The sequence below is a fragment of the Clostridium sp. AF19-22AC genome (assembly GCF_003479085.1).
Lineage (GTDB): Bacteria > Bacillota > Clostridia > Lachnospirales > Lachnospiraceae > Faecalicatena_A > Faecalicatena_A orotica.
In genome coordinates, this window is the sequence record NZ_QUGN01000036.1 from 1 (window position 1) to 15,029 (window position 15,029).

Consider the following 15,029-nt stretch of genomic DNA (forward strand, 5'->3'; position numbering starts at 1 on the left):
CTAATATATGAAAGAGTAAATATCAACTGTGCGAGAGTAAAATCCACTGGGAGATAAGGGAGTGGAATTTAAAATTTCATTTTAGGTTATTATTGGATATCTGAAAGATTAACCCTATTAACATTTTATATATGATATAATTATAATAGAACAATTATAACAATAGTCCGATGGTGGTTTCTCGGATGTATGACCTCCTTCATACATGTAGAAAAAACGTCCTGCATGAAAGTGTGGGGCGTTTTGTGGTGGATGAAAGTATACCACATATAATTGAAAACGTGTCTACAATTTGTTGATAAATGTAAGAATATGGTATATTATTAATTTAATTGTGGTGATGTTTTGGTGTTGGGACTTATATGTGGAGTGATATAATGATGGTAGAAATAGCTGATAGTATAGTAAATGATTACATTTGTGCAGAAAAGCTTAAGAATTTTTGTAAAAAACATGAAATGAAAATAAGTGAGAATAAAAAAGAGTTATTTAATAAAGTTATTGAATACGCAGGCGAAGATGTAACACAAGAAAGGTATATGGAAGTATATAATTGGTTATTGGAATCCATAAAGGAGGGGAGTAAACAATTTTGCTTCAAACGGATTATAATAGATGAAAATGTATTAGAACATTTGGATGATATTGTGTTGAATAAATATCCATATTATAATCAAAGTGATGTTATAAAATTTAAAAACAGTGATGTATACAAATTAGTTAATTATCATAAGCATTATGATGAGAATAATATTTTAGAAAGAATTGAATTTATATTCTCGAAGTTTATGTTGGAAGGGGATATAGAAAATAAGCCAGGACGTAAAGTAATATATCCGATATATATAGAGGTTTATATAAAAGAAAATTTTATAGTTGGAAGAGGAAAGTCGAAAACAACATTATATGAATGCAATGAGGCTGGTATTGTACTCAAAGAAAATAAAGCCAAGGTATTGGACGATATTACATTTTTGCTAAGTAGAATAATAATATTATTAAATGGAGAATTAATTGATTTATCAACGAAGCACAGGTGGCAATCTATGCTTTTTAAACTATATCAAAAATATTCTTTTATTCCTTTGGACGTAGATAATAAGGTTAGATCACTGGAAGAAATATCTAAACAATATATAAAAGAGATTTTTAGAAGAATGGAATTGAAGAACCAGAATATTCCGAGCGCCATAAAAGATATAGAGATATTTTTGGAAAAATATATTTCTATAAATGGTGATATGATTGATGTTTTTAAGGAAGATAGGGAAGCATATTTAATAAAGATTAGTTCTGACGATGCAAAACAAATGACAAAAATAGATACAGCATCATCTAAAGAAATGCCACTACAGTGTACAGATGTTTTTTATGACGGGAAAAAGTATATATTAGACACTCAAATGTGTAAGAGATTAAACTTATGTTATAATAGAAAAAGAGGATATTTGACTTCCTTTACAGCACAGTTTAGTGTCATAAAAAAGGATTGGGGATATTTAAAAATGTCTTATTTTCCAGAGGAGGTGGATATACAAAATGTTCTACAAACAATTTTTGAAAATTACTGATGTGTTGGATAAACAATTTTTGGAGGAAGTCGACTATTGGTTGACTGTAACTTCAGATAGAGAAACAAAAAGGATAACAACATCTTTTATTGCATCTAAGTTTATGGTTAATTATGCTACTGCGGATGTCCTATTAAAATTTGCTGTTAGCGAAAAGATATTAGAAAAAAGATACATCTTATTTTGTGATAATACAAATTGTGAAATGTATTTAAATGATTATAGCGAAAAAGATATATATAATATGTTAGGAAAAAGCACATATTGTCATAATTGTGATAATGAGTTCATCATAACAGAAAGTAACATTATGATTGCTTATAATAAAATAAAGGACCCCGGTGTTTTGGAAGAACGGATAAGAGATGCAATTTTTTCTAAAATGGGATTTGGCCATCAAAATGAAGATTTCCCAAATTTTAGCATTGCTGATTCTTTGGCTAATAATCCTAATGAAATATATTCTATTTATTATAGTCCTGAGGAGTCAGCATATAAAGAATTAATGCGGTTAAAGATAGCACTTGATGGATCATTTCAAACGCCCAAGGAAAAAGGAGATGCCTTGGAAAGATTTTCTATATACTTATTTAATCAGATTAAAAGTGTTAGTGGTACGAATAGAATAAGGACATATACAAATCAATTTGATTGTACAATGCGTTTTTCACAAAGTTCATCAATTTTTCCAACAATAATGAAGTATTTGACACCGTATTTTATTATAGAGTGTAAAAATGAATTAGATAAATCTGGTAAAGGAAAAACGCCATCCAACACATACTTTCATAAACTATCTGATATTATGGCATCAAATGAAGCACAAGTAGGAATTGTGATTTCGAGAGGAGCGGAAAGTACGGAGGATAGATTAATTGCTTATAATAACTACTTGATTTGCAAAGGATCTGGTAAACAGAAATTATTATTATCTTTATCAGATAATGATTTTAATATATTGGTTGATAAAAGGGTGAATTTACTGGAGTATTTAAGTTTTAAGATGGATATGCTAACGATGAATGCTAAAAATGCTACATATGAAATGTTTAAAAAAAAATAATTATTAGATATTGTAGTTATAAGGGGAGGCACTTCGGTGTCTCTTTTTCTGAAGCAACTATATTTTCTGATATGAAACTATAATTTTACTAATATTTGTTGATAACTTTAAAAGTTTAGTTTATTATAATTGTAGTTTAAATTTGGGAGGAGATATATGTTTATATTATTAACAGTAATTGCGATTGTATCTGTAATATATTGTGTGGATATCCCGATAATAAATGAAAATTTTCAATTTATGGTAAATAATCATGATTCAATGTTATATGGGGTTGTTCTTAGTATAATTGCAGCATATATATTTTATATATTGCAGGTTGCTATACCTGAAAAAATTAGGGCTAAACAAAATCGGGATTTAATATATCCCAAATTGCAAACTATTGAAAGAAAGATGGAAAGTATTATTAAAATTATTTATCCGTCCTTTTCCATTGAAAATACTATAGAAAAAGAGAGTATACTAAAACAGCTAAATGATGTTAATCTTTTTACAGATGGGACACAGGATTTTTACAATAGAAAAGAAGTCACAAAGATGGAAGCGTTGTATAAAAATTGCGATTTTATACATAACAAAATTTTAGAAGTGTTAATTTATAGAACCGTAGATAAGAATATAAGAAGTATAATTGGAAAGTTGGATGAATCAAATCTAAAATCAATTATTTTTGAAATGTATAAGGAACAACCAGGGATTTTAGAGACAATTACCCCAAAAGGAGCCAAAGCATCTATAGGACTTTGTATTGTAAATACGGGGGAATATTATGAAAGAATATGTTATGCTTTTATGGAATATATTGATTTATACAAAAAACTTGTCAAAATAACCAAAGATTTTTAGTTCATATGTTGCGCTAATATAAAATGTTGCACATTCCTTCAAAATAGGCGGAGATTATAAATGAATGAAAAGACTTATAAAATAATAGATTTTGCAGTAAGTATAGACAATGCTATGCATGGAGATCCATCAAGTATATTATATTTAATAGAAAGCATAGAGAAGTTGCCAGGAAATATTAGAGATAAGATGTTTACATACAATTTGAGGATATTTCTTGAGGAATATGGTAGTAAAGAAAATTTTAAAAGAGCACGAGTTATAGGAGAAATATTAGTGGAAAGTGATTATGGTGAGGAATATGGCCTTGCTGTATTAAAACTTATCGACGATATGGATATATCTGAAAAAGTAAGATATTTGGCTCGTTTAGCAGACGCATTTAGTAAGGGATTTATTGACAGAAATGAATTCTTAAGATATGGCAGAATCATTAAAGATACGCCTTTTGGGGCGTTACACTTTTTGAAAGAAAACATCGAAAATAAATTATTTAATTACAGTGATAACATGTTTATCTATAATGACTTAAAACGCAATAGGTTAATGTACGAGGCGGTTGCTGGATATTGTTTTACAATAGAGGCTTTCTACTTAGATAAATATGCTCTATCTTATTGTTGTGAAAAGTATAAATATAATGGAGAAAAGGACTTTATACCTGAGCTTGATCAGTTCCCAGGTGTTGCTCAATCACTGATTACTAAACAGGTGATAAATCCTTATATGAATTGAAAAGCGTCTAGGACAGCCTGGATGCTTTTTTGATGATGTAAATTAAAAGGGACTCGGAGGAAATAAAATTGCCTATATACAAACGATGCAGCATATGCGGACAGCGATGTGAATGCGATCATGCGGGATAGGATGTCCATTATCCTCGAAGGGACTCTTGATGGCGAGATGGATGAAGAATTAGGTTATTCCAAATATGATTACAGAAACAAAGATACCCATAACAGCCGGACGGCCATTCCAGTAAAACGATGCATACCAGTTATGGAGATATGGAAATCGATATTCCCAGAGACCGTAACGTTGAATTTGAACCTCAAGTCGTCAAAAAATACCAGAATACCGTCACCCAGGATATGGAGGATAAGATCATTTCCATGTATGCGAAGGGAATGACCACCGGTGACATAGAAAGCCATATGAGAGATCTGTACGATATTGATATTTCTGACAGCACCATCAGCCGTATCACAGACAAGAACCTTCCCATCGTAAAAGAATGGCAGGAACGCCCCCTGGAGGAGATCTATGCGGTGGTCTTCATGGATGCCATACATTATCACGTCCGTCATGAAGGACGGATCGTAAAACGTGCGGTCTACATAGCTATAGGTATCGACATGGATGGAAAAAAGATGTTTTGGAAATGGATGTGGGCCAGAATGAAAGTGCAAAGTTTTGGCTGTCTATCTTGAATGGTCTGAGGAACCGCGGTGTAGAAGATATCCTGATCGCATGTGTGGATAGTCTGACCGGATTCCCCCAGGCGGTCGAGGCAGTATACCCACAGACAGAGATCCAACAATGCATCATCCATCAGATCCGTAATACCACGAAATTCGTATCCTATAAAGAGATCAAGCCTCTGATGTCAGATCTGAAACGAGTGTATGCTGCGCCTACGGAAGATATCGCTTTATCCGAGCTGGACAGTTTTGATGAAAAATGGAGTGGAAAATACCCCAAGATCGCCAAGTCCTGGAAAGACAACGTAAACGCCAAATAGTAAGTACTTTTTCAAAATTATCATATGTGAGATAATAGACTCATCACTATAAAGTCAAAATAGTTTAGTACTCAACTTTTTTGACCAGACTACAGGAGGTGAGTTATGAAATCTCATACAAGTTTAGTTGCACAGCAAACTCGTTTGAGTGAATGGGCCGAACTGGTCAGGGATTGCCAAAATCGCCCACAGGGTATGAAAATCGATGAATGGTGCCAGCTGCACGACATGACGAAAGCGAGTTATTATTGGAGACTCCGAAAAGTTCGGGAAGCTTTTCTGGCAGCTGCTGACAACACACCAGATTTTATAGAAGTTCCTTCTTCTCCTATCCAGTCAGAAGTAAACGCAAAATAGCAAGTATCTTGACATTTTGCGTTTACAAGACAACTAGGCAAACCTGTCGACTTATTTTAAGTACCCGGAGGCAGTACGTCGCCTGATCTATACTACGAATGCGATCGAAGGGGTTAATCGTCAGCTGCGGAAAGTGACCAAATCCAAAACAGTATTTCCATCCGATGACAGCCGATCAGAAGATTATGGTAAACATAGATCTTTTGACCGGCTTTTTTTCATATTAATCCTTTATAGATTCCATAATGTCATTGAGGTTACAATCCAGTGCATCGCATATCTTTAGAAGTACGTCGGTGGTGATGTTTGCGCCTTTTCCAAGTTTTGCAATTGAGGCAGCACTTATTCCGGCGGCTTCTCTTAGATCATTCTTATTCATTTCTTTATCAATTAACAATTTCCATAGTTTATTATAACTGATTCTCATATTGATCCTCCTCTAGAAAATCGAAATCGTCAAATACCTGCTCTGTCTGATGTGAAGGCAAATAGTGCTTTAGCATTTCAACGTCTTTGCTGATATCACGCGGTTTAATTCTGTTCAGAACTTTTTCCTCTACTTCAGGTGTCCAGTAGATTTTCAGCTTATTTCTTGCGCGAGTTATAGCAGTATAGAAAACACTGTGAGTTACGAGTTCTTCAACCTCATCCGTTATAACGATCTTTACGGAATCATATTCAAGTCCCTGAGCTTTATGAATCGATACCGCATATGCAATCTGAAATGGAACAACAGTAGTAGAACCTTGTTCATCGCTATCCTCGTCAGCACTTTTTAACTTATGTACATAGAAACGAACTACCGAGGATTCATCTTCTTCAGAATTTGAAATAAATTCTAGTGGGAAGAATGTCAAATCACTCTCATCTACATATCTTGGTATTTCTACATCAAACTGGATTCGCTCTTCAGGGGTGCCAGCATCAACAATTTCGATTCCTTTGATGATGCCTTTCATATTGTTATGAATCAAAGGGAAGAACCTGTCTGATTCAAGAAACAGAATAGGATCATCTACTTTGTATTGTTGTATATCCCATTGGAATGTAGGGTTAGGATTGCTTTCCTGGAGGAATCTATTGATGTTGTTTATACCATATAGTCCGTCGTAATTTAGACAAAGAATCGCTTCGCCAGGTTCCAATGAAGATAGTAATGTTTCATCCACTTTCAGTGAATAACTTTCTCTTTCAATTACTTCTTTTGCGGTTTCATCCATATTTCGTACTTTGTCCCAGAGCTCCAATAAATACTCATCTGTAGTACGATATGGATTTGTGAGTTCAAATACCGCGCTTGATGGAAGAAAGGTCCTTAAGACAGAGAACCAGTTACCAAATTGAATGGCATCTATTTGATAAGTATCCCCGACTAGAAGAAGCATATTGAAGTTTGCAGTCTCAAGGATCTTAACCATATCACTATTGCTAACGGTGCTACATTCGTCAATTACAAGAAGCTCATATTGCGTATAAGAACTTTGATTTTTAAAGCTCTCAATCGTGGAAAAATATGTATTGTCTGCCGTGATATTCCGAACTAAGTTTTCTTTGGCAGGGTTGGTTTGTGTTAAATACAGTTTTCTTTCATCGTTCAGATAATGGGAAACATGATTTATTAATGTTGATTTCCCTACTCCAGCAGAACCATAAATCACACCAACTCTTGACTCAGAAAAGATACGGGTAATTATGTCCTTCTTCTCCGGACAGTCAATTTCGTAATCACCAAATAACTGCCACATTTCAACATCGTTTTGATAGCCTTCGACACCAGATTCCGATAGTTCTTGCAGCTTTTCTATAATCTTACAGGTATCTATTTTATACTCATTAATGAATACCTGATTATGCTCGATCATAAGGTCACTTTTAGGCCGATGGCCAAACCAGAGACTTTCATTGTACTGATCTTTCAGCTCAATTATATTTGTGTAACCTGTAATTTCATCAACATCTGTAAATAATTGTCCTTTTCCTTCAGTATTGTTTCTAATGTATCTAGCAAAAAGTTCTGGTTGCCTGTTCCCACGAGGGATACAATCAAAAACTGCGCTTAGCTTTGGATTGTGGCCGATTGGCGATCTGTTAAAAGGAAGAGAATCAAATTGTTTGCAACCATTCATTAAGTATAAATTTGAGAGCTTGTTATTTTCTATGCTACTTCGTTGATTTTTTATGATGACATTATTCATGCAATAAAGAAGATAGCGTAGAATGTTTTGACCAGATCTGCCTCTGCGAACGATATATTTACATCGATCCAAAACAGGAATAAAGATCGAAGAACGAAGTTGTGTTTTCCATTCTGTTGTCAGTCGGTCATATGCAAAATCCGGAAAAGCTATCACGTCACTAAGAGAGTACTGAGTTCTTGTGAGAAATTCACATATGAGTCTCTGTTCTGGATACGGAACACGTTTGCGTTCTCCAATTATTAGTGATATGAAATTTTGAAATTCACAATCGCGGATAGAGACTTCCCATCCATCAATAATAATGATAGGCATAGTTTTTCCAAGAATCTCAATGGATTCATTTATTAAATGGAATTTAGAAGCATAATTACTTGTAACAGGTAATTTTGTAAATGCTATTACTCTGTTTGTTTTTGACTTGTTTTTTCTATCGTCAACAGGAGTAAATGTTACTTCATAATATATTCTGCTATCTACAAATAGTGGCTTTATCTTTTGTACATAGTATTTATTGTTGCCTGATCCATTAAAGTTTGCAGGATGCCTTTCGATTTTTTCTGATATTTTGGCATAATACTCTTGTAATGTATCATCCAGTCGGAGAGGAAACTTATGCAGGTTATGAAGAATTGTAATTCCAAAATAGCGCTGTAGTAATATTTTTGCTTCCAAGAGATACTGATAATACTTCAACATCAGTCGCTCTGAGCCGTCTTCGTCTAGTGTGTATTGCGTTGTTACCACCTGTAGAAAACTGTGGAATTTATATAAAGAGCTTAATTCACTATTTACCTGAGCATGCTCGATTGCCTTAGTTATATTTTCTTCTGAGCTCCGGAGGTTAGAACCATTAGCGTAAAATTTAAGCATGATATGTTCTGTGAATTTCGTTAGCTGTTCAAGGATATCCTGTGAAATAGCTCCGCGTGATGAATTTTCAATATTATCCAGGTGTCGGCATATAACGTCGTCTATTCTTCGAATAGAATCATCTAATGATGGCATTTAATCACTCCTTTTCTAAAATTCTCCATCGTCCCAATCATCTATAAAGGCATCGTATGGAAAAGATGCAGAGTCATTCCCAGGATGGAGTTTTATGTATAAATTACGTATTTTCTTCCTTGCAGTTCTAAGTAAAGGCGAAGTATTGCTGTTTCCAGAGAAACTATTTTCTAGTTTGTCTAATTCTCCAAGCAGGGCAAAAGCATATGATTTCAAACTTGGATCTTGAAACTCATTTGCCTTGTTATTCCATTTTGTTTGATATAGATTCTTTATCCTTGCAGGGATTGTCATGTCGATCAGAGAGTCACCATAGTTCTCTTTTATTATAGAGAGCATTATATCGTCATAATCATTGGTGAATTCCTGGAGTAACATGACATCTTCTGAAGTATATGGAGCGCCCACGTTAGTTTTGTTATCAGCAGTGGTACCAAACTGTATTCTTTCAGCGTTTTTTACAGTGATCTCGTCTGCCATTGCTTTTTCAACCTGGGCAAATTTATCTGCCATAATTTGTCCAATTTTCAGTATCTGATTATTTATAATCTCATGAGGTGTTGGATCATTGGTCGCGTGGATATGAGCCTCAGATACTGGGGCGGTATTTGTTTGTGGAGACCATAATGTTACGTTGATGGCACGATTAACAGCATCACCTGCATTTCCATTATATATACGAGGTTTACGAGGAGCTTGTGTGCTCCAGGCGTCCAGTGTTGTAATTCCCAGACTATTTTTATTGCCACGATACATGAGAATGTAATGTAATACTCCAACAAGAAATGACTGAAAAGTAAAATCAGTCATATTACGAATATCAGCTTTTTTTACAGATAACCCGGTCTCTTGAATAAAGAAGTTATCAGATTCCATGATGCTATGATCGTTTTCAATGACATCAAGTAGAGCTGTAACTAGCCAGGTGGATTTGCTGTAATCAATATGCATCTCATTAAACTCCGACATCCTTTTTAGGGCGTCGGAGTATTTGTTTTTTACCAGGTAGTCATAGCTTTGAGCAAAGGCTGTGTCGTTAAACGGTACATTAATACTTCCCTCGGACTTGCAATTTCTATAGTTCGAAATATCCTTTGGGGCTTCTGGATAATATGTCCCCTCTGATAAAGCGTATATTAAGTCAACGGTAACCTTTGTATTCGAATGATTATCTTTAATTCCATTTGTATGGTCCTTAGAGGAACCATTTTTGTGTGTCGCCTGTCCCAACAAAAGGAAAAAGACTCCTCCGCACAAATATGGATAATCCATTATTTTTCATCTCCTTTAGCGAAAGTAACTCAAGTAACTGAAAAGGGGTGCTTTGAGCATTGACAGTAACTGGAGCAACGATAGTTTTAAGCATAGAAGGAACGTAAGCGTTCTTTATGTAGCTTCTATTTATTCACCATTATACCATGAAGCGATATAGGTTTCTATTAACGGAGGATTAAATGTTGCAAACGTAAAGAATATATCGCGAAAGCAATAAGTTTCTTCAAGTAAAAATGTATATCTCGGCCTGAATTACGTAATACGGTGCGAGGTACAAATATGAGCTTCTATCAGTAAAAAAGATAGAGGTACATAGGAGTACCCTTATTTCGTCATGCGTAATTATGCTGTCTAAGAGTCGGTACTTCATTGTATCGGCTCATTTTTTGTTTCCTCGCAACCTTACCAGCCGGGAAGGAAAGCGAGGACAAAGATGGAAAAAACGAGTAAAAAATTTGGAAAAGATTACAGTAACAAAAAGCCATACAATGGAGTGGCATGTATTGAAGGAGAAGTTCTGGTGCCATTCAGAATTAGTGATGAGATTGTTAGAAACCCGGAAGTAATCAAAGAGAATCTGGAGATCTGGAAGTATGGAGGGAAGAAGGTAAAGGTTGGCTTTTTTCCAATCAATGAAGAGAATGTAGCAGATTGGATGAAACTCTTTAACAGAGATGTGAATGATTATCTGGAGAAGTATAGAAAGAAGCCATGCTACATTCCAAACGGTAAAGGTGCCTATACACTTTGTGATCGCAAGGACTGTAATGGATGTAAGTATTACGGAAAATTCGATGCCAAGATTTTTACAACATTGTACTCATCACTCGATGAAATTATGGAAGGGCTCGATGGAGAAGGTGAGGAAGAAGGAGGAATGGATTATACCGGTACCACAGAGGATGCTGACAAGGCAGATGTACTTGAGACGCTTAATTTTATCTTGGATGAGCTTAGAGTTCTTGATGAAAGATACCCACAGATCTTTTCTATGCATTATGAAGGTTACCAGAAGGGTGAAATCTTAAATGCTGTAGATTTGGGGGGAGCAAAGTCACAGGGATATGCTATTATCGATAAGGTCATTAAGGAGGTTCAAAAGATTTATACTAAAAATTTTCTTGATTAAGATTTGAAATAAGGACGGTGTGTACCTCACAATAGAGGAAACATACCGTCCTTTTTGGTTAGTCTTTTTTATAGAAGTCTGTAATATATCCATCAGCACGAAGAAGAATGTCCGGCATCCAGTCTGGCGTTTTTGCCATCTGTTTACAGAGTACTTCCACCGAACTTGTTCTCGACAATACGAGGTTTGACGTAGGCGGTTGTTCTACCGGATGGAAGAGTAATGAATAACATTCCGCTACGCCAGGTGAACTTAATACCATGAGAGGCAGTGCTGCAGTGCATCTTGATTGCATTTTTGATGGCTGTATCAAAGTCCCACCAAAGAGCTGCGATTTTACCTTTTTGACGAAGGTGACCGTTTATACCATGTTTCTCAACTGGCACATGAAACATCTGACTTGCGGATGCACAGTAAATGTCACCGCTATTTTTGAATACTTCAGCACGCCATGATTCTCCGGCTAGGTGAGCAATGACGCGAGCTTCGATTGCACTAAAGTCTGCCACATAGAATTTGTATCCCGGTTTTGCAATGAAAGCAGTACGGATAAGCAGGGAAAGGGTATCTGGGATATCATCATATAGCATACACAACAGGTAGCAGACACGCAAGGAAGATTGAGTACTTGGCATAAGGAAACAGCGAAACGATTAACAATTAGTGCAGAGGACGGTAAACGGAAAAGAACTGGATTTGATGGCGTTGTCCACTTTATTCCGGGATTGTTCAATGAAGAATTTAACTTTAGGGCTATTGAAAAAAGTACTGCAAGTATGATTACTACACAGGCATCCGGATACGAAAAACATCATCAAGACACAACGACTTTGTATGGCGAGGATGTTCAACTAATTGCAAAAGATGGTAAGATATACTATCTACCAGAAAGCAAGGCAGAATAAAAGGAGCAAGTCACCTTATGGAATTCAACCATTAGGGTGACCTGATTCTTTATTCTCATTACCTTTAAATGAATCATGATGCCCGGTTGCAGTTATAATTAGATTTCTAATCTACCAAATATTATTCATCCTCAAAAGCAGTCTCATTCATTTCTGGAAAATCCAACAGTTCAGAAACAGTCATACCCAATCCCACCGCTAATTTGTGAAGTGTTTTCAATTTAGGATTCTTTGTCTTGCCCTTCATCAGATTATCTACAGTAGACTGTGTGATTCCTGACAGAGTGGCAAGTCTGTTGACCGTAATATCTTTTTCCATACATAATTCTGTTAATCGTTTAATTATAGCGTCTGAATATGTCATAGTGATTCTTCCCTCCCCTCTTAACTTTGTACGGTTATACGAGTATAGAAGTATTTAAAAGTAAAGGCTAATGGTACACGGTTGACGTGAAGAAATAAAGTGTGGTAAGTCAACCACATACCCTTAATATAAAGAGAGGGGAAGAATGAAATTCACGGAAGATATATTCAAACGTGCCACCATAAGGGAGTGGCTGATTATCTGCTTTTTGGGTGTGCACCAAACGAAGACAACAGGGATTACGAAACAAGACTAGAAATGAGTGAAGTAAAGGAAGTGTTAAAGCTGGCAGCTGACGGTATGAAGAATCGTACTTTAAATGAATTACTAGAAAATGACACAGAATATCAAAAACGGTTCAAAGAAGAAAAAGAAGCACTCAAAGCTGTTGATGCACTAGAACTGTCAGAAGAGCAGAGAAATATTGTAGATACTTTAATTGCAAGAAAAGGTGAAGTAGAATTTGACTACAATGTGAATACATATATGGCAGAAATGTTAGATGCATATGAGATTCTCAAGCAGTTTGGCGTGACAGAGGGATGATTTTTTGATGGTGTATCAATCGGTAAACAATATTGTAAAGTATCCTCTTTTACTCTTACTGCCCCCTGCACAGGAAAAGAAAAATTTCATGGAGAGCCTTCCATGTAAACAATGCTTAATCACATTTCAACTGGCAATGCTTCCAAACTTCATAATGCTGTTCCAATATCTCCCAATCTGACAGTTTTGTGATTATGAAAGACATAACGTAACATTTTTTACGGTATGTCTTTTTTAATTACAGTAAAAGGAAAAAACTGGATAAATGAAACAAAGCAAAAATAATTGTGAATTATATCTTTTTTTTGCTATAATTAAATTTAAAGTAACTGTTCAGAATGAAGTATGGTTACAGCACAAACCCATGAAATTTATCTTTGAAGACGGAAGTGGGGAAAACGGTGTGGAAAATAGGAGACAGGCTGACATGAAAGTTTTGATTGCAGATGATGAACCCAAGGTATGTAAATTGATACAGCATTTAGTGGACTGGGATGAATTTGGAATGGAGATCGTGGGAGTTGTCAATGACGGTAAGACGGCTTTGGATTTAGTATGCAGTAAACAGCCGGATATTGTGATTACGGATATCCGGATGCCTAATTATGACGGATTGGAGTTGATTCGGAGAAGCAAGGAGCTGTTTCCGGCGATTAGCTTTATTGTCATCAGTGGCTACAGCCAGTTTGAATATGCCCAGAAGGCGATTAAATACGGGGTGAAGGATTATTTGCTGAAGCCATTGAAGAAAAGAGAGTTAGAAAATACCCTTCATGGGATTAAGGAACAGTACGAATCCAGTATGGCGGATGAGAAGGAGCGGGAGAAGATCAGGGTATTGGCAGATGCTTCCCGGAAGCAGGCAAAAGAAAATCTTTTGGTTTTACTGCTGACAAATAAAAATGCTATATTAGCCCTTAAAGATACAAATTTAGAAGAGATCAACCAACAGCATGGAACAGCTTTTGTGGATGGTTTTTTTAATGTTGTCAGACTCCACCCATTCTTTGGTGGAAGCGGCATATCAGATGAAATCATAAGTTTTTTCCTGAAAAAATTGAATCAGCTGGCGAAAGAGAGGCTTTCGTGCTGTTGTCAGGAAGTTATCTGTACTGTCTTTGAAGAAGAGGTGGTCTGCATGATAAATTCTATCTCAGAGGATTGTGCAGAAATAGAGAGGCAGTTAAAGCACATTAAGATTGATATGTCCAATCTTTCAGATATGATTGAGGAGGTGCAGCTGATTGCTGGGATCGGGAGGAGCGCGGAGGATATTTCCCAAATAGGGAGGTGTATTGAGGAATCAGACGAAGCGTTATTAAACCGAATGGGTGAAAATTCATCTTATTGTATGTGGTATCAGGAGCAGGAACAAAGTCTGGAAGTCAGTGACTTGATTGATATACAGAAACGGAGTGATATTCTGGCATGTCAGGAGCGGCTGGATGTGGAAGGGGTAGAAAAGCAGATTCTGAGCATAGAAAAGAGGTTAAAGCCGTACCGGAAGGATGGAAAGTTCATATATAGATGTTATTGTGAACTGATACAAATACTGCAGTTTGGGATGAAATCCTTTGGTGTTGCGGTCTTCCCGGACTACATCCTGCAATTTAAGAAGAGGAAAACATATGAGGAAGTATTCGAGTGGATGACAGCAGTTATTAAGTCCGAATACGAGCTTTACATAGAGAATAAGAAAGATGCCGTATCCAGACCTATACGGGATGCGAAGCAGTATATCTATGACCATTTCAGCATGAATATTACGTTGGAGTGTGTCAGTGAGCAGATCGGATTCAATCCGGCTTATTTTTCAACCTTGTTTAAGAAAGAGACCGGTAAAAATTTCTTAGAATATGTAACGGAACTTCGGATGCAGAAGGCTAAGAACTATCTGATGCAGACAGATTACGATATCGCTGAAATAGCTTCTTCTGTCGGATATGGGGATTTAAAGTATTTTTCAAAGCTATTCAAGAAAAACACAGGATTAAGTCCTTCCGAATTCAGAAAATTATATTATTAG

At 35.8% G+C, this 15,029-nt stretch carries 13 protein-coding genes and 3 pseudogenes; 11 read left to right on the top strand and 5 right to left on the bottom strand.

The genetic code is table 11. From position 1 onward, the window contains the following. Positions 1 to 377: 377 nt before the first annotated feature. The 7 genes and pseudogenes from DWX43_RS25185 to DWX43_RS27490 all read left to right on the top strand — a co-directional run. Entirely contained in the window at positions 378 to 1,571 is a 1,194-nt protein-coding gene (locus DWX43_RS25185) for a hypothetical protein (RefSeq protein WP_118622667.1), read from the top strand. Further along, positions 1,540 to 2,634: a hypothetical protein gene (locus DWX43_RS25190; RefSeq protein WP_118622669.1), complete on the top strand. Its 1,095-nt coding sequence runs from the start codon at positions 1,540 to 1,542 to the stop codon at positions 2,632 to 2,634. Before DWX43_RS25185 ends, DWX43_RS25190 begins: the two co-directional genes overlap by 32 nt. A 156-nt stretch (positions 2,635 to 2,790) precedes the next feature. Further along, positions 2,791 to 3,483: a hypothetical protein gene (locus DWX43_RS25195; RefSeq protein ID WP_118622671.1), complete on the top strand. Its 693-nt coding sequence runs from the start codon at positions 2,791 to 2,793 to the stop codon at positions 3,481 to 3,483. 60 nt (positions 3,484 to 3,543) lie between these two features. Next, on the top strand, positions 3,544 to 4,218 hold the full coding sequence (locus tag DWX43_RS25200) for a hypothetical protein (RefSeq protein ID WP_118622673.1): 675 nt from the start codon (positions 3,544 to 3,546) through the stop codon (positions 4,216 to 4,218). Positions 4,219 to 4,317: 99 nt separating this feature from the next. Beyond that, positions 4,318 to 5,209 (top strand): annotated as a pseudogene (locus tag DWX43_RS25205) (IS256 family transposase); the annotation flags it as partial. Positions 5,210 to 5,329: 120 nt separating this feature from the next. After that, the gene (locus DWX43_RS25210) at positions 5,330 to 5,581 is read left to right on the top strand and encodes a hypothetical protein (protein ID WP_243099472.1); all 252 of its coding nucleotides are present in this window, start codon (positions 5,330 to 5,332) and stop codon (positions 5,579 to 5,581) included. A 43-nt stretch (positions 5,582 to 5,624) separates the two neighbouring features. Further along, positions 5,625 to 5,867: pseudogene (locus tag DWX43_RS27490) on the top strand (transposase); the annotation flags it as partial. Here DWX43_RS27490 and DWX43_RS25220 read toward each other — a convergent pair. From DWX43_RS25220 to DWX43_RS25230, 3 genes are read right to left on the bottom strand one after another with little or no spacing between them, the layout of a single operon-like run. Continuing rightward, on the bottom strand, positions 5,805 to 6,008 hold the full coding sequence (locus DWX43_RS25220; RefSeq protein WP_118622675.1) for a helix-turn-helix domain-containing protein: 204 nt from the start codon (positions 6,006 to 6,008) through the stop codon (positions 5,805 to 5,807). The pseudogene DWX43_RS27490 and the gene DWX43_RS25220 overlap by 63 nt on opposite strands. Further along, positions 5,992 to 8,784, bottom strand: coding sequence for an AAA family ATPase (locus DWX43_RS25225; protein WP_118622677.1), 2,793 nt, complete (start codon positions 8,782 to 8,784; stop codon positions 5,992 to 5,994). Before DWX43_RS25225 ends, DWX43_RS25220 begins: the two co-directional genes overlap by 17 nt. A 15-nt stretch (positions 8,785 to 8,799) precedes the next feature. After that, positions 8,800 to 10,056, bottom strand: coding sequence for a hypothetical protein (locus DWX43_RS25230; RefSeq protein WP_118622679.1), 1,257 nt, complete (start codon positions 10,054 to 10,056; stop codon positions 8,800 to 8,802). 436 nt (positions 10,057 to 10,492) lie between these two features. Between DWX43_RS25230 and DWX43_RS25235 the strand changes: the two genes are divergently transcribed. Continuing rightward, on the top strand, positions 10,493 to 11,188 hold the full coding sequence (locus DWX43_RS25235) for a hypothetical protein (protein ID WP_118622681.1): 696 nt from the start codon (positions 10,493 to 10,495) through the stop codon (positions 11,186 to 11,188). 58 nt (positions 11,189 to 11,246) lie between these two features. Here the strand turns inward: DWX43_RS25235 and DWX43_RS25240 are convergent. Beyond that, positions 11,247 to 11,784: pseudogene (locus tag DWX43_RS25240) on the bottom strand (DNA polymerase); the annotation flags it as partial. 24 nt (positions 11,785 to 11,808) lie between these two features. Between DWX43_RS25240 and DWX43_RS25245 the strand changes: the two are divergent. Beyond that, positions 11,809 to 12,093, top strand: coding sequence for a hypothetical protein (locus DWX43_RS25245; protein ID WP_118622683.1), 285 nt, complete (start codon positions 11,809 to 11,811; stop codon positions 12,091 to 12,093). Between the two features lie 121 nt (positions 12,094 to 12,214). Here the strand turns inward: DWX43_RS25245 and DWX43_RS25250 are convergent, their stop codons facing one another. Then, complete coding sequence (locus DWX43_RS25250; RefSeq protein WP_118622685.1) at positions 12,215 to 12,457, bottom strand: helix-turn-helix transcriptional regulator; 243 nt, start codon at positions 12,455 to 12,457, stop codon at positions 12,215 to 12,217. 258 nt (positions 12,458 to 12,715) lie between these two features. On the opposite strand from DWX43_RS25250, the gene DWX43_RS25255 reads away from it, so the two are divergent. Continuing rightward, the gene (locus DWX43_RS25255; protein ID WP_118622687.1) at positions 12,716 to 13,003 is read left to right on the top strand and encodes a hypothetical protein; all 288 of its coding nucleotides are present in this window, start codon (positions 12,716 to 12,718) and stop codon (positions 13,001 to 13,003) included. Between the two features lie 427 nt (positions 13,004 to 13,430). Beyond that, positions 13,431 to 15,029, top strand: a complete 1,599-nt coding sequence (locus tag DWX43_RS25260; protein WP_182440820.1) for a response regulator — start codon at positions 13,431 to 13,433, stop codon at positions 15,027 to 15,029.

Bases quoted from the DNA above. Each gene is read 5' to 3' on its own strand.
- DWX43_RS25185 (WP_118622667.1), top strand. From the start codon at position 378: ATGATGGTAGAAATAGCTGATAGTATAGTAAATGATTACATTTGTGCA.
- DWX43_RS25190 (WP_118622669.1), top strand. From the start codon at position 1,540: ATGTTCTACAAACAATTTTTGAAAATTACTGATGTGTTGGATAAACAA.
- DWX43_RS25195 (WP_118622671.1), top strand. From the start codon at position 2,791: ATGTTTATATTATTAACAGTAATTGCGATTGTATCTGTAATATATTGT.
- DWX43_RS25200 (WP_118622673.1), top strand. From the start codon at position 3,544: ATGAATGAAAAGACTTATAAAATAATAGATTTTGCAGTAAGTATAGAC.
- DWX43_RS25210 (WP_243099472.1), top strand. From the start codon at position 5,330: ATGAAATCTCATACAAGTTTAGTTGCACAGCAAACTCGTTTGAGTGAA.
- DWX43_RS25220 (WP_118622675.1), bottom strand. From the start codon at position 6,008: ATGAGAATCAGTTATAATAAACTATGGAAATTGTTAATTGATAAAGAA.
- DWX43_RS25225 (WP_118622677.1), bottom strand. From the start codon at position 8,784: ATGCCATCATTAGATGATTCTATTCGAAGAATAGACGACGTTATATGC.
- DWX43_RS25230 (WP_118622679.1), bottom strand. From the start codon at position 10,056: ATGGATTATCCATATTTGTGCGGAGGAGTCTTTTTCCTTTTGTTGGGA.
- DWX43_RS25235 (WP_118622681.1), top strand. From the start codon at position 10,493: ATGGAAAAAACGAGTAAAAAATTTGGAAAAGATTACAGTAACAAAAAG.
- DWX43_RS25250 (WP_118622685.1), bottom strand. From the start codon at position 12,457: ATGACATATTCAGACGCTATAATTAAACGATTAACAGAATTATGTATG.
- DWX43_RS25255 (WP_118622687.1), top strand. From the start codon at position 12,716: ATGAGTGAAGTAAAGGAAGTGTTAAAGCTGGCAGCTGACGGTATGAAG.
- DWX43_RS25260 (WP_182440820.1), top strand. From the start codon at position 13,431: ATGAAAGTTTTGATTGCAGATGATGAACCCAAGGTATGTAAATTGATA.